The organism is uncultured Mesonia sp. (genome assembly GCA_947499595.1).
GTDB classification, from domain to species: Bacteria; Bacteroidota; Bacteroidia; order Flavobacteriales; family Flavobacteriaceae; genus Mesonia; species Mesonia sediminis.
Genome location: CANMOY010000068.1, coordinates 1 through 215 on the forward strand (window position 1 = coordinate 1; position 215 = coordinate 215).

General features: G+C 47.9%; 1 protein-coding gene. It reads left to right on the forward strand.

Going from position 1 to position 215, the window contains the following annotated elements; genetic code table 11:
* A partial coding sequence (locus ACH2AZ_RS12590; RefSeq protein WP_394908114.1) for a hypothetical protein occupies window positions 1–215 on the forward strand: 215 nt, incomplete at both ends.

Consider the following 215-nt stretch of genomic DNA (forward strand, 5'->3'; position numbering starts at 1 on the left):
CCTTTACCGGCCAACTTTACCAATACGGTAAATACCACCCAAGTAATCTATGCGCGTGTGGTAAGCCCAGGAGTAGCCTGTTACACCATTGTGAATGTAACCCTAGAAGTATTCGACAGTCCTCAACCGGTGTTGCCGCAAGATCTAGACGCACTAGAAGCCTGTGATACCAACAATAGCGGAAACGCCGTGTTTGATTTAACCCAGATGGAAGC